Source organism: Pseudohalioglobus sediminis (assembly GCF_008370495.1).
GTDB lineage: Bacteria > Pseudomonadota > Gammaproteobacteria > Pseudomonadales > Halieaceae > Halioglobus.
The window spans coordinates 1-20684 of sequence record NZ_VTUX01000013.1; the positions used below are offsets into that span (position 1 = coordinate 1).

The 20684-nt window shown below is 57.3% G+C and carries 16 protein-coding genes and 1 tRNA gene; 1 reads left to right on the plus strand and 16 read right to left on the minus strand.

What is annotated here, in order from left to right:
- The 4 genes from F0M18_RS19775 to rpsL form a co-directional block, all read right to left on the minus strand.
- Nucleotides 1-635, minus strand: a 635-nt coding sequence (locus tag F0M18_RS19775) for a GTP-binding protein (protein ID WP_149613200.1), incomplete at its 3' end; no start/stop codon positions are given.
- A gap of 87 nt (nt 636-722) precedes the next feature.
- On the minus strand, nt 723-2834 hold the full coding sequence (fusA, locus tag F0M18_RS19780) for an elongation factor G (RefSeq protein WP_149613201.1): 2112 nt from the start codon (nt 2832-2834) through the stop codon (nt 723-725).
- A 30-nt stretch (nt 2835-2864) separates the two neighbouring features.
- Entirely contained in the window at nt 2865-3335 is a 471-nt protein-coding gene (rpsG, locus tag F0M18_RS19785) for a 30S ribosomal protein S7 (protein WP_149613202.1), read from the minus strand.
- A gap of 114 nt (nt 3336-3449) precedes the next feature.
- Nucleotides 3450-3821: a 30S ribosomal protein S12 gene (gene rpsL / locus F0M18_RS19790; protein ID WP_007230799.1), complete on the minus strand. Its 372-nt coding sequence runs from the start codon at nt 3819-3821 to the stop codon at nt 3450-3452.
- 297 nt (nt 3822-4118) lie between these two features.
- Here rpsL and fusA (F0M18_RS19795) point away from each other — a divergent pair, with 297 nt between their 5' ends.
- On the plus strand, nt 4119-6203 hold the full coding sequence (gene fusA, locus F0M18_RS19795; RefSeq protein ID WP_149613203.1) for an elongation factor G: 2085 nt from the start codon (nt 4119-4121) through the stop codon (nt 6201-6203).
- Between the two features lie 69 nt (nt 6204-6272).
- Here the strand turns inward: fusA (F0M18_RS19795) and F0M18_RS19800 are convergent, their stop codons facing one another.
- The 12 genes from F0M18_RS19800 to F0M18_RS19855 form a co-directional block, all read right to left on the minus strand.
- Complete coding sequence (locus F0M18_RS19800) at nt 6273-7031, minus strand: hypothetical protein (RefSeq protein WP_149613204.1); 759 nt, start codon at nt 7029-7031, stop codon at nt 6273-6275.
- A gap of 64 nt (nt 7032-7095) precedes the next feature.
- On the minus strand, nt 7096-7848 hold the full coding sequence (locus tag F0M18_RS19805) for a hypothetical protein (protein ID WP_149613205.1): 753 nt from the start codon (nt 7846-7848) through the stop codon (nt 7096-7098).
- A gap of 318 nt (nt 7849-8166) precedes the next feature.
- Entirely contained in the window at nt 8167-12384 is a 4218-nt protein-coding gene (gene rpoC, locus F0M18_RS19810) for a DNA-directed RNA polymerase subunit beta' (RefSeq protein ID WP_149613206.1), read from the minus strand.
- 32 nt (nt 12385-12416) lie between these two features.
- On the minus strand, nt 12417-16490 hold the full coding sequence (gene rpoB / locus F0M18_RS19815; protein WP_149613207.1) for a DNA-directed RNA polymerase subunit beta: 4074 nt from the start codon (nt 16488-16490) through the stop codon (nt 12417-12419).
- Nucleotides 16491-16647: 157 nt separating this feature from the next.
- Nucleotides 16648-17022, minus strand: a complete 375-nt coding sequence (gene rplL, locus F0M18_RS19820; RefSeq protein WP_149613208.1) for a 50S ribosomal protein L7/L12 — start codon at nt 17020-17022, stop codon at nt 16648-16650.
- Between the two features lie 46 nt (nt 17023-17068).
- A complete protein-coding gene (gene rplJ / locus F0M18_RS19825; protein WP_149613209.1) occupies nt 17069-17599 on the minus strand; it encodes a 50S ribosomal protein L10 in 531 nt (176 codons plus the stop codon).
- Nucleotides 17600-17920: 321 nt separating this feature from the next.
- Nucleotides 17921-18616, minus strand: coding sequence for a 50S ribosomal protein L1 (rplA, locus tag F0M18_RS19830; RefSeq protein WP_149613210.1), 696 nt, complete (start codon nt 18614-18616; stop codon nt 17921-17923).
- 1 nt (nt 18617) lies between these two features.
- On the minus strand, nt 18618-19052 hold the full coding sequence (gene rplK / locus F0M18_RS19835; protein ID WP_149613211.1) for a 50S ribosomal protein L11: 435 nt from the start codon (nt 19050-19052) through the stop codon (nt 18618-18620).
- Nucleotides 19053-19226: 174 nt separating this feature from the next.
- On the minus strand, nt 19227-19760 hold the full coding sequence (gene nusG, locus F0M18_RS19840) for a transcription termination/antitermination protein NusG (RefSeq protein WP_149613212.1): 534 nt from the start codon (nt 19758-19760) through the stop codon (nt 19227-19229).
- A 21-nt stretch (nt 19761-19781) separates the two neighbouring features.
- Nucleotides 19782-20144 (minus strand): preprotein translocase subunit SecE, encoded by a 363-nt coding sequence (gene secE, locus F0M18_RS19845; RefSeq protein ID WP_149613213.1) that lies wholly within the window; start codon nt 20142-20144, stop codon nt 19782-19784.
- A gap of 135 nt (nt 20145-20279) precedes the next feature.
- A tRNA-Trp gene (locus tag F0M18_RS19850) sits at nt 20280-20355 on the minus strand.
- A 95-nt stretch (nt 20356-20450) separates the two neighbouring features.
- Nucleotides 20451-20684: EF-Tu C-terminal domain-related protein (locus F0M18_RS19855; RefSeq protein WP_449421224.1), on the minus strand; the 234-nt coding region annotated here is incomplete at its 5' end.

Consider the following 20684-nt stretch of genomic DNA (forward strand, 5'->3'; position numbering starts at 1 on the left):
TAGGAGTCCAGGGTCTCAACCAGGGTCTTCACCGCGGTGGTACCCAGCTCGTTGTCATCCTTGCCTTCCAGCGCCATCAGCGCAGAACCACAGATGATCGGCGTGTCGTCGCCAGGGAACTCGTACTGGTCAAGCAGCTCGCGCAGCTCCATTTCAACCAGTTCCTTCATCTCTTCGTATTCCTCAGAGTCCGCACCGCCGCAGTCTTCCGCCAGCAAGTCAGCCTTGTTCAGGAATACCACGATGTAAGGTACGCCAACCTGGCGAGACAGCAGGATGTGCTCGCGTGTCTGCGGCATCGGGCCGTCAGTCGCACCACAAACCAGGATCGCGCCGTCCATCTGCGCCGCACCGGTGATCATGTTCTTCACGTAGTCCGCGTGTCCGGGACAGTCAACGTGCGCATAGTGACGGTTGGGAGAGTCGTACTCCACGTGAGATGTCGCAATGGTGATACCACGCTCTTTCTCTTCCGGTGCGTTGTCGATGCCGTCAAAGGCAACCGCTTCACCGCCCCATACCTCTGCACATACCCGTGTCAGGGCCGCTGTCAGGGTAGTCTTACCGTGGTCAACGTGACCGATGGTGCCCACGTTGACGTGGGGCTTAGTACGTTCAAATGTTTCCTTTGCCATGTTACGGCTCCTCTATTTAGTCTGTCTGGGGTCAGAGACCCGTCTGCGTCAACGAAAATAAGGGCTCTGACACCCTGTTCAAATCAATCAGCCTGTAATGTTCTTGGAGATAATCGCGTCGGCAACATTGCTCGGCGCCTCAGCGTACTTGCTGAATTCCATGGTGTAGGTAGCACGCCCCTGCGTGGCTGAACGCAGGTCAGTGGCATACCCGAACATCTCCGCCAGCGGCACCTCAGCGGTCACCACCTTGCCTGTCGGATTCTCATCCATGCCGCCGATCAAGCCTCTGCGACGGTTCAGGTCTCCGACGACATCCCCCATGTTCTCTTCGGGGGTAACTACCTCTACCGACATGATCGGCTCCAGCAACACAGCACCGCCTTCTGTGGCCAGTTTCTTGGTTGCCATGGAGGCCGCAATTTTGAACGCCATTTCGTTGGAGTCAACGTCGTGGAAGGACCCGTCATACAGAGTGGCCTTGAGGCCCAGGAGCGGATAGCCCGCGAGCACACCGTTCTGCATCTGTTCTTCAATGCCTTTTTGTACTGCAGGAATGTATTCACGAGGCACGATGCCGCCAACGATTTCGTTAACGAATTCCAGCCCCTCGGCTGATGCATCTTCACCCGGCTCGAAGCGAATCCAGACGTGTCCGTACTGGCCGCGACCGCCAGACTGGCGCACAAACTTGCCTTCGATTTCAGCGGTGTTCCTGATCGCCTCACGGTATGCCACCTGCGGCTTACCGATATTGGCCTCGACGCTGAATTCACGCCGCATGCGATCGACGATGATATCCAGGTGCAATTCACCCATACCCGAGATTATCGTCTGGCCTGTTTCCTCGTCCGTCCTCACGCGGAAGGAAGGATCTTCCTGGGCCAGCTTGCCCAGGGCGATACCCATTTTTTCCTGGTCCGGCTTGGAACGGGGCTCGACGGCCACGGATATCACCGGCTCGGGGAACTCCATGCGCTCGAGCACGATCGGCTTGTCGGCATCGCACAAGGTGTCGCCGGTGGTGACGTCCTTGAGCCCGACCGCGGCGGCGATATCACCGGCCAGCACTTCCTTGATCTCTTCGCGGCTGTTGGAGTGCATCTGCACCATCCTGCCAACACGCTCTTTCTTCTGCTTCACCGAGTTAAACACCCCAGTACCTGATTCCAGCTTGCCGGAGTAGACGCGGAAGAAGGTCAGCGTACCCACGAAGGGGTCAGTAGCAATCTTGAAGGCCAGCGCAGCGAAAGGCGCATTGTCGTCGGCCTCACGCGTCTCCACGGTTTCGTCAGCATCGAGCAGGGTGCCCTCAATGGCCTTGACCTCGGTGGGAGACGGCATGAATTCGATGACGGCATCCAATACCGCCTGCACGCCCTTATTCTTGAACGCAGAGCCGCCAAGCACGGGCACGATCTCGTTCGCCAGCGTGCGCGCTCGAATACCCTGCTTGATTTCTGCCTTGCTGAGCTCACCGTCTTCGAGATAGCGCTCCATCAGCTCATCACTGGCCTCGGCGGCTGCCTCGATCATGAACTCGCGCATCTCGGCGACCTGGTCGACCATATCGGCGGGAACCTCGCCGTACTCAAAGGTCATGCCCTGGTCAGCTTCGCTCCACAGGATGGCCTTGTTTTCAATCAGGTCAACAACGCCCTTGAAGCCGTCCTCGGCACCGATTGTCATCTGCAGTGGCACCGCATTGGCGCCGAGGCGCTCACGCAACTGCTTGACAACGCTCATGAAATCCGCGCCCGCGCGATCCATTTTGTTGACGAAGACCATTCTCGGCACTTCGTACTTATTGGCCTGGCGCCAGACTGTTTCGGTCTGGGGTTGTACACCGGATGAGCCACACAGCACCACCACCGCACCATCGAGCACACGGAGTGATCGCTCTACCTCAATAGTAAAGTCGACGTGCCCGGGTGTATCGATAATGTTGATGCGGTGCTGGTCAAACTGACCGTCCATACCTTTCCAGAAACAGGTGGTGGCAGCTGAGGTAATGGTGATACCCCGCTCCTGCTCCTGCTCCATCCAATCCATCGTGGCAGCGCCGTCGTGCACCTCCCCAATCTTGTGGGACAGACCCGTGTAGAAAAGGACGCGCTCTGTGGTTGTCGTCTTCCCGGCATCCACATGCGCGCAGATACCGATATTACGGTATCTGTTAATAGGCGTTTGACGTGCCACGATGAATTCCTCGGAACAGGATAAAGGTGCTTAGAAACGGTAGTGGGAGAATGCCTTGTTCGCTTCCGCCATGCGGTGAACGTCCTCACGCTTCTTCACGGCATTACCCTTGCCCTGGGAGGCGTCGATGATCTCACCAGCCAGACGCTGACGCATGGACTTCTCACCACGGTTGCGGGCGTATTCCACCAACCAGCGCATGGACAGTGCCACACGGCGAGAGGGGCGTACTTCTACGGGCACCTGGTAGGTAGCACCACCTACACGGCGGGACTTCACTTCCACCATGGGAGCTATGTTCTCCAGTGCCTCGTCGAATACTTCGATGGGATCCTTGTTCAACTTGTCCTGAACAATGTCCAGAGCGCCATAAACGATGGTTTCGGCGACAGATTTTTTACCACTGATCATCACGTGGTTCATGAATTTTGCCAAAGTCACGTTGCCAAATTTGGGATCTGGCAGCACTTCGCGCTTGGCGACTACTCGTCTTCTCGGCATGATATTGCCCTTCTATCTCTTCAGGTTTACCCGAACACCGACCTGCCACAATTGCGGGGGAGGCAGGGGTTCGGCCTTACTTACATCTTATAAGCCAGCTAACGCTCGCGGGACTTACTTGGGTCGCTTGGCACCGTACTTGGAGCGACCGTTGCGACGGTCTGCTACTCCAGAGGTGTCCAGGCTGCCACGAACGGTGTGGTAACGCACACCGGGCAAGTCCTTCACACGGCCACCGCGAATCAGAACCACACTGTGCTCCTGCAGGTTGTGGCCTTCACCGCCGATGTACGAGGAAACCTCGTAACCGTTGGTCAAGCGCACACGGCAGACTTTACGCAGTGCAGAGTTCGGCTTCTTCGGCGTCGTGGTGTAGACGCGAGTACACACTCCGCGGCGCTGCGGGCAGCTTTGCAGGGCGGGCACGTCGCTCTTTTCTACTTTGCGCTTCCTGGGCTTACGAACCAATTGGTTGATCGTTGCCATTCAGTTAGAACTCCAAAAAAAGTGTTGTCTTGTCTGGCCAGGAGGCCAGTTTCCCCGTTTCGTTAGAGCCGTGTGCGAAACCCCGGTAACAGGACGCACGAAACCACCCCGGAAAAGAGGAGGCGGCATTCTATAGATGCTTGCGGGGGGAGTCAACCCGCCCCCCGGAATGGTTTTCAACCCCGGCAGGCTCCGGAAACGGTATAAATTAGCTGGTTTAATGCTCCCCAAAGCGGCCGTTTTCCTGTACTCTAGCGGCCGTTTTTTTGGCCAAACTTTAAACGATTGAGATCAACAATGTCTGACTTATCCCATTATAGAAATATCGGCATCTTCGCGCACGTCGACGCCGGTAAAACCACTACCACTGAGCGGATTCTCAAGCTCACCGGTAAAATCCACAAGACCGGCGAAGTGCATGACGGCCAGGCAACCACTGACTTCATGGAGCAGGAACAGGAGCGCGGCATCACCATTCAGTCTGCAGCGACAACCTGTTTCTGGAAAGACCATCGCCTGAACATCATCGACACTCCCGGACACGTTGACTTTACCGTCGAAGTGTATCGCTCCCTGAAAGTACTTGATGGCGGCGTCGGTGTATTCTGCGGTTCCGGCGGTGTTGAACCGCAGTCCGAAACCAACTGGCGCTATGCCAACGAGTCAGAAGTAGCCCGCGTCATCTTCGTTAACAAGCTTGACCGCATTGGCGCTGACTTTTATCGCGTGGTCAAACAGGTAGAGAACGTGCTGGGAGCGAACCCCCTGGTAATGGTGCTGCCTATTGGTCGCGAAGACGAGTTTATCGGCGTGGTTGACCTGCTGACACGCAAGGCCCATGTGTGGCCGGATCCGGGCAACCCCGAAAAATTCGACATTCTGGATGTTCCGGAAGACATGGTCGACGATGTTGAGGAATGGCGCGAAAAGCTTATCGAAACTGCCGTGGAGCAGGACGATGACCTGATGGAAGCTTACCTTGAGGGCAACGAGCCTGCGCTGGAAGACATCAAGCGCTGTATCCGCGAGGGTACCCGCAAGCTGGACTTCTTCCCCACTTACTGTGGCTCTGCCTTCAAGGACAAAGGTGTGCAGCTGGTGCTGGACGCCGTTGTCGATTACCTGCCCAGCCCTACCGAGGTCGATCCGCAGCCGCTGACCGACGAGGAAGGCGAACCTACTGGCGAAGTTGCCACCGTATCGGCGGACGAACCGCTGCGTATGCTGGCGTTCAAGATCATGGACGACCGCTTTGGTGCGCTGACTTTCGTACGTATCTATTCCGGCGTGCTCAACAAGGGCGATACCGTACTGAACTCCTTCACCGGCAAGACCGAGCGTATCGGCCGTATGGTAGAGATGCACGCCAACGACCGAGCGGAACTGAGCTCAGCCCAGGCAGGGGACATCCTCGCCATCGTGGGCATGAAGAACGTGCAAACCGGCCACACCCTGTGTGACCCCAAGCACCCCTGCACCCTGGAAGCCATGGTCTTCCCCGAGCCGGTAATTTCTATCGCAGTAGCGCCCAGGGACAAGGGCGGCGCTGAGAAGATGGGTATCGCCATCGGCAAGATGGTCGCGGAAGACCCGTCCTTCCAGGTCGAGACCGACGAAGACTCCGGCGAGACCATCCTCAAGGGCATGGGCGAACTGCACCTCGACGTGAAGGTGGACATCCTCAAGCGCACCTATGGTGTGGAGTTGGACGTGGGCAAGCCGCAGGTCGCCTACCGCGAGACTATCACCCAACTGGTCGAAGATTCCTACACTCACAAGAAGCAGTCTGGTGGTTCCGGACAGTTTGGTAAGATCGATTATCGCATCAAACCCGGCGAACCCGGTTCCGGTTACCAGTTCTCTTCTTCCGTCGTGGGCGGTAACGTACCGAAGGAATTCTTCCCGGCCATTGAGAAAGGCTTCCAGATGATGATGGAAGAAGGCCCGGTCGCCGGTTTCCCCGTGCTGGACGTTGAAGTCGAGCTGTATGACGGCGCATTCCACGCGGTCGACTCATCCGCCATCGCGTTCGAACTGGCGGCCAAGGGCGCTTTCCGACAGTCAATGCCTAAAGCGGGCCCGCAGCTGATCGAACCGATCATGAAGGTCGACGTGTTCACTCCAGATGATCACGTTGGCGACGTTATCGGCGACCTCAACCGCCGTCGCGGCATGATCAAGGATCAGGAAGCCGGCCCCACCGGCGTGCGCATCAAGGCGGACGTGCCGCTGTCGGAGATGTTCGGTTACATCGGCCACCTGCGTACCATGACATCAGGCCGTGGACAGTTCTCCATGGAGTTCTCGCACTACATGCCCTGCCCGCAGAATGTGGCCGAGGACGTGATAGCCGAGGTCAAGGAGCGCAAGGCAAACAGCTAAGCGTGACACCAAGCAAGATAAAGCCGGCGCTAACGCCGGCTTTTTTTTGCCTTCGATAACACCGCCTGTCTAGCGCTTGTTGCCCACCACGAGCCTCGCCGTATAGGCTCGGGGGCTGTCACAGGAAGCCACACCGCCAAGCATCTGGCCCCACTTCTCGTACCCCTTGCCATTGGTGTAAAGGTTCCAGCCCTCTCCCAGTTCCTCGTAGCTCTTGAAGGTTGTGACGTGATAGTAATCAAAGTCCATCTCACCAAAGCCCAGCGCCGGGTACATTAGCCAGGACTGGCCCTTGCCACCCATTTCACGCATGGCGTCCGAAAATGCCTTGTGCGCGGCATAGGATTCCCTGGCGTTACGCCCTTCTTCAAGGGTGCAGCTGGAGAACATGACCACACCGTTGTCCGGCGGGCCCTCAGCCGCGTTCAATGGTGCCGAGGACACCAGCGAGTGGCTGCAATCAATCACTTCGTTGTATGCCCCTGCCAGGCCATCACTGTCTTTCATCCAGCGATCCAGTCCCTTGCCCATGGCGGCTCCACCTTTGTCCCAGGAGCCGATCCAGCCGATATCAAACTCGCCGTCATTGGCCCTGAAGTTGGGCGAAATCGTCCAGGCCGAGTAGCCATCGTCGTGCTTTTTTGACCACTTGGCGAAACGTTCATTTATCTTGCTCAGGTCATCCCAGCCCTTGCCTTCCCTGTAGGTACAGGCAAACAGCTCAACCGGCACCACGTTGGCGCCCTCTTCCTGTGCCTGCGCCGACATACTCCAGAGCATGGGCACTCCCACCATCGTCGCTACCACTACTTTCCATTGTTTATACATTTTTGTTTCCTCTTGAGGTGTTGGTACCGCATCATGGTCGCCATAGGGCACACCAATTCAGAATTCATTCATCGAAAGCCCTGACGCTGGTCACGTCAAAGACGGTAGGCGCCGAGCAGTGCGCCACCTTTTCAACCGTTTCTCTAGCCTTCTTGTAGCCGCCGCCGTTGGCGTACAGTTCAATTGCGGCGCCCATATCGGAATAGCGGTAGAAGGCCACGGCGTGATAGTAGTCGTAATCGATATCACCCGTGCCCAGCATCGGGTAGAACAACCAGGAAGAGGCCATAGAGCCCAGGCCGCGCATGTGGTCACCCATTTCCACATGTGCGCGGTATGCATCCTCCGTACTCTGGCCATCGTGCAGCGTGCACTGGGAAATCATCAGCACCCCGCTTTCCGGTGTCGATCGCGGCGCATTGATCGGCACCCAGAGCGCCATCTCATGTCTTGCGGAACAATCAAGGACGGCATCGAAGGCGGCGGCCATCTCTGCGCCCTCGCTCATCCACCGCTCCATGCTGACACCGAAGGCCTCACTGTTGGGCCACGCGCCCAGCCAGCCTACATCGTAGTTCTGACCATTCTGGAACTGGGGCACCATAATCCAGGCGGCATAGTTGAACTTGTTCTCGTTGGCATAGGTGCGAAAGCGCTCAACCACTTTTTGCAGGTCTTTCGCGCCTTTGCCGGATTGGTAGTCACAGGCACGGAAGTCCACGGGCGCGGCCCTCGGGCCGGACTGCTGGGCGTGGACAGAGACGCCACACGTGGCGGCAACCAGGAATGTCAGGATTGAGACAAGAGTCTTGTTCATGGCAAAGCTCCTCTACCAGGAATGACTCCCCGCTAAACGCTTCTGCCCCGACAGATTTAAACCTAGACGAAATTAGCGATTGTTCAAGTTTTGATAGGCGCTGGCTCTCGCGGCGGGGTCGGCTGCGTCCCCACTGGCTTGCCCGGTCCAAGGTGGCAGGCACTCCCCAGGGGGTATTGGTGTAAAAATGGGTTCTTATTCCCAGCCGCGTCCCCTCCGCCTTCCCTGGCTCCCGGGGACGTACCGCCCATCCATGGGCATAAAAAAAGGGGCGACGATCTGCATCGCCGCCCCTTGGAGAAGGGAAAGTGCGAGGGCCTAGCCGTCCGCTTGCAATGCCTCGGTGAGGGCTGCTTCGATTTCCTGTGCCGAAACCGCCATATCGGAGTCCGCATCGCGGCCGCGCTTGCGTTCCTCGTGATAGGCCAGGCCTGTACCCGCAGGAATCAGGCGACCTACGACGACGTTCTCCTTGAGCCCGCGCAGGTAATCGCGCTTGCCGGTTACGGCTGCTTCGGTCAGCACACGAGTAGTCTCCTGGAAGGACGCCGCAGAGATGAAGCTCTCGGTAGCAAGCGATGCCTTGGTGATACCCAGCAGCTCGCGCTCTGCGGATGCCGGCACCAGGCCTTCAGCCATGAGGCGCTCGTTCTCTTCAAGGAAGGTGGTGTACTCGACCTGCTCTCCCTTGATCAGGCTTGAATCGCCACTGGACGCAATAACCACCTTGCGCAACATCTGGCGTACGATGACCTCGATGTGCTTGTCGTTGATCTTCACACCCTGCAGGCGGTAAACCTCCTGGATTTCGTTGACGATGTACTTGGCCAACTCCTCGATGCCTTTCAGGCGCAGGATATCGTGCGGGCTCGGCGGACCTTCCGATACCACCTCACCCTTTTCAACGAATTCACCCTCAAACACACTCATGTTGCGCCACTTCGGAATCAGCGCCTCGTAGTGGTCAGAGCCATCGGGCAAGGGCTTGCCATCAGTTGGCGTGATCACCAGTCGACGCTTACCCTTGGTTTCCTTACCGAAGGACACGGTGCCGGAAATTTCCGCGAGGATCGCGGGCTCTTTCGGCTTGCGCGCCTCGAACAGGTCGGCAACACGCGGCAGACCACCGGTGATGTCACGGGTCTTGGAGCCTTCCTGCGGGATACGGGCAATCACGTCACCGGCGCCGATCTTGGCACCATCTTCCATGCTCACCATAGCGTGCGCAGGCAGGAAGTAGTGGGCGGGGACATTGGTACCGGCCAGGCACAGTTCCTCACCCTTATCGTCTACCAGGCTTACCGCCGGGCGGATATCCTTGCCAGCCGCAGGGCGTTCTGAACCGTCCATGACAGATATAGAGGACAGGCCCGTCAGCTCATCGGTCTGGCGCTTGATGGTAATACCCTCTTCCATACCGCTGAACTTAACGGTACCGGCCACCTCGGTGATGATCGGGTGAGTGTGGGGGTCCCAGTTGGCGACAATGGCGCCGGCCTTGACTTCATCGTTGTCCTTGACCTTGAGTACGGAACCGTAAGGCAGCTTGTAACGCTCGCGCTCGCGTCCGCGGATGTCCAGCACCGAAAGCTCACCGGAACGACTGACTGCAACCAGGTTGCCATCAGTATTCTCCACGGTCTTGAGGTTGTGCAGGCGCACAGTACCGTCGTTCATGACCTGGATGTTGTCCTGGGCCGTAGCCCTGGATGCCGCACCACCGATGTGGAAAGTACGCATCGTCAGCTGGGTACCCGGCTCACCAATCGATTGTGCCGCGACGACACCGATGGCTTCGCCCATGTTAACGCGATGGCCACGGGCCAGGTCACGACCGTAACAGCACGAGCAGATACCATGGCGGGTTTCACAGGTGATGGGAGAGCGCACTTCGATTTCGTCGATGCTCATCTCTTCCAGGCGCTTGATCCACAATTCATCCAGCATGGTGCCGGCAGTGATGGCGATCTCGTCTTCAGAACCGGGCTTCATAACATCCCTGGCCACGATACGACCCAGAACGCGATCACCCAGTGACTCAATGATGTCACCGCCATCGATTACCGGTGTCATCAGCAGGCCGCTGTCTGTGCCGCAATCCTCTTCAGTTACCACCAGGTCCTGCGCCACGTCTACCAGGCGGCGGGTCAGGTAACCCGAGTTCGCCGTTTTCAGTGCGGTATCGGCCAGGCCTTTACGCGCACCGTGGGTAGAGATGAAGTACTGCAGAACGTTCAGACCTTCGCGGAAGTTCGCCACGATGGGCGTCTCAATGATAGAGCCGTCAGGCTTGGCCATCAGGCCGCGCATGCCGGCCAGCTGGCGGATCTGCGCGGGCGAACCACGAGCGCCGGAATCGGCGTAGATATACACCGAGTTGAAAGACGCCTGCTCTTCCTTCTCGCCTTCCCGGTTGATCACAGTCTCCTTGGACAGTCCTTCCATCATGGACTTGGATACCAGGTCGTTGGCGCGAGACCAGATGTCGATAACCTTGTTGTACTTCTCGCCCTGGGTTACCAGGCCGGCGGCGTACTGCTCCTCGATTTCGCGAACCTCTGCCTCGGCGTGCTCGATGAGCGCTGCCTTTTCCTTCGGGATCTCAAAATCGTTCACGCCGATGGATGAACCCGAGCGAGTGGAGTACTCGTACCCGGTATACATGAGGCGGTCAGCAAAGATGACCGTCGCCTTGAGGCCAACCGCGCGGTAGCACTGGTTGATAATGCGGGATATCGCCTTCTTGGCCATATCCTGGTTCACCATGTCAAAGGCGATACCCTCGGGCACGATTTCCCACAACAGCGCGCGACCAACGGTAGTGTCAGCGACAAATGTGCGCTCGATGGGATCACCCTCATCCTGCACGACCACCTCGGTAACACGGACCTTCACCCGGGCCTGCAGGTGCACGTGGCCCGCTACGTAGGCGCGGTGTACCTCGGAAACATTGGTGAACAGCATACCCTCGCCCTTGGCGTTGATGCGCTCGCGAGTCATGTAATACAGACCCAGCACCACGTCCTGTGACGGTACGATGATCGGCTCACCGTTAGCGGGAGACAGGATATTGTTAGTGGACATCATCAGCGCGCGCGCTTCCAACTGGGCTTCCAGTGTCAGCGGCACGTGCACGGCCATCTGGTCGCCGTCGAAGTCAGCGTTATACGCGGCACAAACCAGTGGGTGCAGCTGTATAGCCTTACCCTCAATCAGTACGGGCTCGAAAGCCTGGATACCCAGGCGGTGCAGGGTCGGGGCCCGGTTCAGCAGAACCGGGTGCTCGCGAATCACTTCGGCGAGGATATCCCAAACCTCCGGCGGCTCACGCTCAACCATTTTCTTGGCAGCCTTGATGGTCGTGGCCAGACCGCGGGCCTCGAGCTTGCCGAAAATGAATGGCTTGAACAGTTCCAGGGCCATTTTCTTGGGTAGACCGCACTGGTGCAGGCGCAGAGTGGGGCCAACCACGATAACGGAACGACCGGAGTAATCCACGCGCTTACCCAGCAGGTTCTGGCGGAAGCGGCCCTGTTTACCCTTGATCATGTCGGCCAGCGACTTCAGCGGACGCTTGTTGGAACCGGTGATAGCACGGCCACGGCGCCCGTTATCGAGCAACGCGTCAACCGACTCCTGCAGCATGCGCTTCTCGTTACGCACGATGATGTCAGGCGCATTGAGATCCAGCAGTCGCTTCAGGCGGTTGTTGCGGTTGATGACACGGCGATACAGGTCATTCAGGTCGGAGGTCGCAAAGCGACCGCCATCCAGGGGAACCAGGGGACGCAGATCCGGCGGCAATACCGGCAGCGCGTTCAACACCATCCACTCGGGCTTGTTGCCGGAGTTAGCGAAGGCTTCCATCAGCTTCAGCCGCTTGGACAGCTTCTTGATCTTGGTTTCAGAATTGGTTGCGGGGATTTCCTCGCGCAGTTGGGCGATCTCCTGATCCAGGTCCAGCTGCATCATCAGGTCCTGAACCGCTTCGGCGCCCATCTTGGCGGTGAACTCATCGCCAAACTCTTCCATGGACTCGTAGTACTGCTCGTCGGAAAGCAGCTGCCCCTGCTCCAGGGTAGTCATCCCCGGATCGGTAACCACGTAGCTTTCAAAATACAGCACCCGCTCAATATCCCGCAGGGTCATATCCAACAGCAGGCCAATGCGCGATGGCAGCGACTTCAGGAACCAGATGTGAGCCACCGGGCTCGCCAGTTCAATATGGCCCATGCGCTCACGGCGCACCTTGGCCAGTGCCACTTCAACGCCGCACTTCTCGCAGATAACACCGCGATGCTTGAGGCGTTTGTACTTACCGCACAAACACTCGTAATCCTTGACCGGGCCAAAAATCTTGGCGCAGAACAGGCCATCCCGCTCCGGTTTAAAAGTACGATAGTTGATGGTCTCCGGCTTCTTCACTTCACCAAAGGACCAGGAACGGATCATCTCAGGCGACGCCAGGCCTATTCGGATGGCGTCGAACTCTTCTGTCTGGCCCTGGGCCTTCAGCAGATTAAGTAAGTCTTTCAAGGCTATTCCTCCACGTATTCGTTGTTGGCCAGTTACTCGTTCTCAAGCTCGATATCGATCCCGAGCGAACGGATTTCCTTAACCAACACATTGAAGGACTCGGGCATACCCGGCTCCATTCGATGGTCACCATCAACAATGTTCTTGTACATCTTGGTACGACCAGTCACGTCGTCAGACTTAACGGTCAGCATTTCCTGCAGCGTATAGGCAGCACCGTATGCTTCCAGTGCCCAGACTTCCATCTCACCGAAGCGCTGGCCACCAAACTGCGCCTTACCACCCAGCGGCTGCTGCGTGACCAGGCTGTAGGAACCGGTGGAACGCGCATGCATCTTGTCATCAACCAGGTGGTTGAGCTTGAGCATGTACATGTAGCCAACGGTCACAGGGCGATCGAAGGCGTCACCGGTACGGCCGTCATACAGCGTGAACTGGCCGGACTCGGGCAGGTCTGCAAGCTCGAGCAGATCCTTGATGGATTCCTCTGCCGCGCCGTCGAACACGGGCGTTGCCATCGGCACACCGCCGCGCAGGTTCTGCGCCAGTTCCAGCACTTCCTCGTCCGACAGGGACTTGATGTCCTCTACCCGACCTGCGCCATTGTTGTAAATGGCCTCGAGGAAACTGCGAACTTCGGCGACCTTCTTCTGCTCTTCGATCATGGCGTTAATCTTGTCGCCAAGACCCTTCGCCGCCATACCCAGGTGAGTTTCGAGAATCTGTCCCACGTTCATCCGCGAGGGCACACCCAGCGGGTTCAGCACGATATCAACGGGCTCGCCGTTTTCATCGTAGGGCATATCCTCTACCGGCATGATCACCGAGATAACACCCTTGTTACCGTGGCGGCCGGCCATCTTGTCGCCTGGCTGGATACGACGCTTGATTGCCAGGTAGACCTTGACGATCTTGAGCACGCCGGGAGCGAGATCATCGCCCGACTGCAGCTTGCCCTTCTTGTCTTCAAAGCGCTCTTCCAGCAGCTTGGTCTGCTCTTCCAGTTGGCGCTTGGCAGATGCCAGGGCTTCGTTCAGCTCCGCATCCGACAACTTCAACTTGAACCACTGCTCACGCTCCAGCTCCTCAAGTACCTTGTCGGTCAGCTTGGTACCCTTACTGAGGCCGCCACCGGAAACCGTGGCCTTGTTGCGAATCAGGTTCTGCAGACGGGAAAAAGTCGCTTCCTCGAAGATGCGATACTCTTCCTTGAGATCCTTGCGGTACTCGTCGAGCTGATGCTTCTCGATCTGCAATGCACGCTGGTCTTTCTCCAGGCCATCACGGGTAAACACCTGAACATCGATCACCGTACCCTTGGTGCTGGACGGTACGCGCAGTGACGTGTCTTTCACGTCAGACGCTTTCTCACCGAAGATGGCGCGCAGAAGTTTCTCTTCCGGGGTCAGCTGGGTTTCACCTTTCGGTGTAACCTTGCCTACCAGAATGTCTCCGGCATCCACCTCTGCACCGATGTAGACAATACCGGACTCGTCCAGTTTGCCCAGGGCACTTTCACCCACATTGGGAATATCCGCGGATATTTCCTCAGGGCCAAGCTTGGTATCGCGAGCGATACAGGTCAGCTCCTGGATATGGATGGTCGTGAAGCGATCTTCTTTCACCACGCGTTCGGAGACGAGAATGGAGTCCTCGAAGTTGTAGCCGTTCCAGGGCATGAATGCGATGCGCATGTTCTGGCCGAGCGCCAGTTCGCCCATATCCACCGACGGTCCGTCGGCGAGGATATCACCGCGTGCCACCGCATCACCCTGTTTGACAATCGGACGCTGGTTAATGCAGGTGTTCTGGTTTGAGCGGGTGTATTTGGTCAGGTTGTAGATATCAACCGGAGCCTCATCCTTGCCCACATCCTGATCGTTGACGCGCACCACAATGCGGCTGGCATCGACGGAATCAATGACACCCGAGCGGTTGGCCACGACGCAAACGCCAGAGTCGGCAGCAACGTAACGCTCCATACCGGTTCCCACCAGCGGCTTGTCGCTGCACAGGGTCGGCACCGCCTGGCGCTGCATGTTGGAGCCCATCAGTGCCCGGTTGGCGTCATCGTGCTCCAGGAACGGAATCAAGGCAGCGGCCACCGAGACCACCTGCTTGGGGGAGACATCCATGTAATTGACGTCTTCCGGTGCCTTGAACGTGAACTCGTTCAGGTAGCGAACGTTGATCAGGTCTTCAGTAAACCGGTTGTTCTTGTCCAGCGGCGCCGAAGCCTGCGCAATGACGTTCTCCGCCTCGTTGATCGCGGAAAGAAACTCGATTTCGTCGGTAACCACACCATCAACCACCTTGCGATACGGGCTCTCCAGGAATCCGTACTCGTTGGTGCGGGCATAGGTTGCCAGCGAGTTGATCAGGCCGATGTTCGGGCCTTCAGGCGTTTCAATCGGGCATACGCGGCCGTAGTGAGTGGGATGCACATCCCGCACCTCGAATCCGGCGCGTTCACGTGTCAAACCACCCGGACCGAGAGCCGAGACACGCCGCTTGTGCGTTACCTCGGACAGCGGGTTGTTCTGGTCCATAAACTGTGACAGCTGGCTGGAACCGAAGAACTCTTTTACCGCTGCGGAAACGGGCTTGGCATTTATCAAGTCCTGCGGCATCAAGCCTTCGGACTCTGCCATAGACAGGCGTTCCTTCACCGCGCGCTCAACTCTTACCAGGCCAACGCGGAACTGGTTTTCCGCCATTTCGCCCACGCTACGCACACGCCGGTTGCCGAGGTGGTCGATATCATCGACGATACCCTTACCGTTACGGATATCCACCAGTGTCTTGAGGACGGCGACGATATCTTCCTTGTCCAGTACACCCTCGCCCGTGACCTCTTCACGTCCAAGGCGACGGTTGAACTTCATACGGCCAACCGCGGACAGGTCATAGCGATCAGGGGTGAAGAACAGGTTCTGGAACAGGTTCTCCGCAGACTCTTTAGTCGGCGGTTCGCCGGGGCGCATCATGCGGTAGATTTCCACCAGCGCTTCCAGCTCGTTACGGGTCGTATCCTGCCGCAACGTATCGGAAATGAACGGACCGCAGTCGAGTTCGTTGGTGTATAGGGTGAGCACTTCCGTGATGCCGGCCTCTTCCAGGCTCGCCATCACTTCTTCGCTCAGTTCGGTGTTGCACTCAACCAGCACTTCACCCGTCTTCTCATCGACCACGTCGCGCGCCAGCGCACGACCGAACAGGTATTCCTGCGGAATCTCCAGCTCGGTGATGTTGGCGTCTTCCAGCTGGCGAATGTGGCGAGCTGTGATGCGGCGGCCCTGTTCTACAACAACCTTCTTGCCGGCCTTGATGTCAAAGGCAGCCACGTCCCCGCGCAAGCGCTCGGGGATCAGGGTCATGGTGTAATTACCGTCACCCTTTGCGTGGAAAGTGTTGAATTCATAGAACATTTCCAGGATTTCTTCTGCCTGGTAGCCGAGAGCCCGCAACAGGATCGTCGCCGGCAACTTGCGGCGACGGTCGATACGGACGTAGACCATGTCCTTGGGGTCGAACTCAAAGTCCAGCCAGGAACCACGGTAAGGAATCACGCGAGCCGAGTACAACAGCTTGCCGGACGAATGGGTCTTGCCCTTGTCATGATCGAAAAACACACCCGGTGAACGGTGCAACTGGGAAACGATCACCCGCTCGGTACCATTGATCACGAAGGTACCGTTGTCTGTCATCAGGGGGATCTCCCCCATGTAGACTTCCTGCTCCTTAATGTCTTTGATGGTCTTGTTGGAGGAGTCCTTGTCGTAGATGATCAAACGCACCTTGACCCGCAGGGAGCAGGAATAGGTCACGCCGCGCAGCTGACATTCATTGACGTCAAAGACGGGAGTGCCAAGGTTGTAATCTACATACTCGAGAGCCGCGTTGCCGCTGTAGCTAACAATAGGAAAAACGGACTTGAACGCGGCATGGAGGCCATAGGCGCCGCGCTGGTCGAGGGGAACACCCTGCTGGGTAAATTTGCGATATGAATCCAATTGGATCGCAAGCAGGTAAGGCACATCCATTACCTTTGGCAGCGTGCCAAAATCCTTGCGAATACGTTTTTTCTCAGTGTACGAGTATGCCATCAGTACTCCCCAGCGTGATTAATCCGGCCTCCTGGTGAGGCTCATCGGGCCGACAATACGGCCTCAAAAACTTGCTTACATGAAGCGGGAAAAGGCCGGTGGGCTTTCGCTCCACCAGCCTTGTCCTTGTTCGGGCAAGCCCGAACGAGAGCTGAACTTACTTGAGTTCAGCAGCGCCGCCGGCTTCTTCCAGCTGCTTCTTGATGTCTTCGGCTTCGTCCTTGGAAGCGCCTTCCTTGATGGGGGAAGGTGCGCCGTCGACCAGACCCTTGGCTTCTTTGAGGCCCAGGCCGGTTACCGCACGGACAACCTTGATGACGTTAACTTTCTTGTCACCGGCTGAAGTCAGAACCACATCAAACTCGGTCTTTTCTTCTGCAGCGGCGCCAGCGTCACCGCCAGCAGCGGCAGGCGCGGCAGCTACGGCTGCAGCAGCGGTTACACCGAATTTCTCTTCCATTGCGTCGATGAGCTCAACGATTTCCATTACGCTCATTTCTGCGATTGCATTCAAAATGTCTTCTTTAGACATGACTTTCGTCTCCTATCTAGCTGATAAAACTTGGTAAAGCTTTGGCCTAGGCCGCTGCTTCCTTCTGATCGCGTACTGCTGCGAGTGTGCGAACCAGTTTTCCAGGTACTTCGTTCATTGTCTGAACCAGCTTGGTAGCCGGCGCCTTCATAACACTCATCAACATTGAGAGTGCCTGATCACGCGTCGGCAACTTAGCCAGAACATCCAATTGCTCTGCACCCAGCATCTGGCCGCTAACCGCCAATGCCTTGACTTCAAAGTCTGCGTTGTCTTTCGCAAAATCCTTGAACAATCGCGCTGCAGCGCCCGGATCTTCCATGGAAAATCCGAACAGGGAGGGGCCCGCCAGCGCGTCATTAACGCACTCGTATTCGGTCCCTTCGAGGGCACGCTTAGCCAGGGTGTTGCGCACTACGCGCAGAACGACCTGGTTTTCACGCGCATCTTTGCGCAGCGCAGTCATACCGTCCACGTTTACGCCACGTGCGTCGGCGATTACGAGAGACAGTGCACTGGTGGCTGTCTCGTTAACTTCAGCTACGATCGCTTTCTTGTCTTCGAGTCCAATTGCCACTGGATATACTCCTGGGTTGCTTAGTTGAGCAGCTACAAAACTATGCAGCCGCCGTTCGCGTGGTGAACGTATTCACCATCTGCGTAGGCTTTGGCTCGCCCAAAGGGCTGGCCGCAATTAAACCTTCGTCAATAAACCGCATCGACGCCGGCACCTACGGTCTTTGATGGCCTCAAGTTCTCAGCTAGTTGGGTTTGCACCCGAGCCTTGTCCTAAAGACCTCAAAGTGGGTCACAAATAACCTGTGGGCTAATGGTGACCTACCACTTTCCATCCGTGGAAAGTCATGAGGAACTGCCCCTTTTGGGGGCAGCTCGACGATTACAGTTCCAGCGACCCCTGGTCGATGGTAACGCCCGGCCCCATAGTGGTGCTCAGGCTGATTTTCTTCATGTAGACACCTTTGGACGCAGCAGGCTTGGCTTTTTTCAAGTCAGCCAGAACGGCTTCCAGGTTGCCCCTGATAGCGTCGAGGTCGAAGTCGATCTTGCCGATGCCACCATGCACGATGCCATTCTTGTCCGTGCGGTAACGCACCTGACCAGCCTTGGCATTGTTAACAGCTGTCTCGACATCAGGCGTGACAGTGCCAGTTTTCGGGTTAGGCATCAGGCCACGGGGACCCAGCAACTGACCGAGCTGACCGACAACACGCATGGCGTCCGGCGAGGCAATGACCACGTCAAAGTCCATCATGCCGCCCTTGATCTGCTCGGCCAGGTCTTCCATACCTACCAGGTCCGCCCCAGCAGCTTTTGCCTTGTCGGCAGCTTCACCCTGGGTGAACACGGCAACGCGAACATCTGAACCGGTACCATGGGGCAGCGTGGTCGCTCCACGTACAGCCTGGTCGGATTTGCGCGCATCAATACCGAGATTTACGGCGACTTCCACAGTCTCATTGAACTTGGCAGTAGCAAGCTCTTTCAACAGACCCACGGCCTCTTCCAGCGGATAAGCCTTTTGCGGGTCAACCTTTTCCTTGAACGCCTTCTGGCGCTTGCTCAGCTTGGCCATCTTAGTTCACTCCCTCAGTGTCAATGCCCGCGCTGCGCGCGGAACCGGCGATCGTACGCACGGCGGCGTCCATATCGGCTGCTGTGAGGTCGGGCCATTTCTGGGTAGCAACTTCCTCCAACTGGGCACGGGTTACCTTGCCGACTTTCTTGGTGTTCGGTGTGCCTGAGCCCTTCTGGATCTTCGCCACCTTACGCAGCAAAACCGCAGCAGGAGGAGTCTTCTTGATGAAGGTGAATGAACGGTCGCTGTAGACAGTGATAACGACTGGAATCGGCAGACCAGGCTCAGTGCCCTGTGTCTCGGCGTTAAACGCCTTACAAAACTCCATGATGTTAACACCGTGCTGACCGAGTGCCGGACCCACGGGGGGGCTCGGATTGGCCTGGCCAGCAGGCACCTGCAACTTGATATAAGCTTCGACTTTCTTAGCCATGTTTAAACTCCCGGGTTCAGACGCTGGTTCAGCTCAGGCCTACTAAAGCTCCCCATACAGGTGACCGCAGTCACCGTTTCATTTTGACGCCTTCCGGCGTCGGCTCACTAGCACTTGCCCTGCTTTTTACGCTACGCAAAAACGGACAGTGCCTGCACCGCTAAACGGTGCCGGTCAGGCCTTTTCGACCTGCCCAAATTCCAGCTCCACCGGTGTGGAGCGGCCGAAAATCAGCACCGCCACATTGAGGCGGCTCTTTTCGTAATTAACCTCTTCAACGACACCATTGAAGTCGTTGAACGGACCATCGATAACGCGCACCATCTCACCGGGTTCAAACAGGGTCTTGGGCCGCGGCGCTTCGACTCCAGCCTCAACACGCTGCAGAATGGCGTTTGCCTCCGCCTCCGTGATAGGTGCCGGCGCATCTGCCTTGCCGCCAATAAAGCCCATCACTCGCGGTGTTTCTTTCACCAGGTGCCAGGTATCGTCATCCAGTTCCATCTGCACCAGCACATACCCCGGGAAGAACTTGCGCTCACTGCGACGCTTCTGGCCGCCGCGCATTTCGACCACTTCCTCGGTCGGCACCAGCACTTCACCGAAGCGATCCTGCATGTTGTGCAGTTCGATGCGTTCCTTCAGGGCAGACGCGACCTTCTTCTCGTACCCCGAGTAGGCGTGAACTACATACCAGCGCATTGCCATCGGCTAACCCTTAATCCAGTCTTATCCAATCGCCAGTGAAACCAGCCAACCCAACAGGGAATCGAGACCCCACAAAATCAGCGCCACCAACAAAACGAACACCACAACAATCATGGTGGTTTGCACTGTCTCCTGGCGCGTTGGCCAGACTACCTTGCGAATTTCGGTGCGGGAGCCTTTTACCAGGGCCCAGAAAGCCGCGCCCTTTGCCGTTTGCAGGGCAACGAGCCCGGCAACCGCTCCCAGCGCAACAATACCCAACACACGGTAGAGCAGGGATTGATCCGCGTAATAGCTGTTACCAACAACCGCCACACCAATCAGGGTGAAGACGACGAGCCATTTCAGGCCATCAAAGCGGCTCTCGGTTGTTTCCACACTCATTCAACAAATCCTTCTCTACAGGAATCGCCGCTTGCGCGCTCGAGACCAGGAACAGACCTGAACCTGATCGCGGCTGAAGCCACTCCTGCAATATTCCAAGGGCAACCCATACCGAGCCAACCCACTGCCATAAAATGGCAGGCCAGGAGGGAATCGAACCCCCAACCTGCGGTTTTGGAGACCGCTGCTCTGCCAATTGAGCTACTGGCCTAAATCGTTTGTTCAGACGACGAAGCCGAACTGCTGTATCAGCGGTTCGGCTTGTCTTTTTCGTCATCCCCGCACAGGCGAGGGCGACATCTGGTCTTACTCGATGATCTTGGCAACAACACCCGCGCCAACAGTACGACCACCTTCGCGGATCGCAAAGCGCAGGCCTTCTTCCATCGCAATCGGCGCGATCAAAGTGGCTGTCATCTGCACGTTGTCGCCCGGCATGACCATCTCAACACCTTCCGGCAGCTCAACAGCGCCAGTCACGTCAGTCGTACGGAAGTAAAACTGCGGACGGTAGCCCTTGAAGAACGGCGTGTGACGACC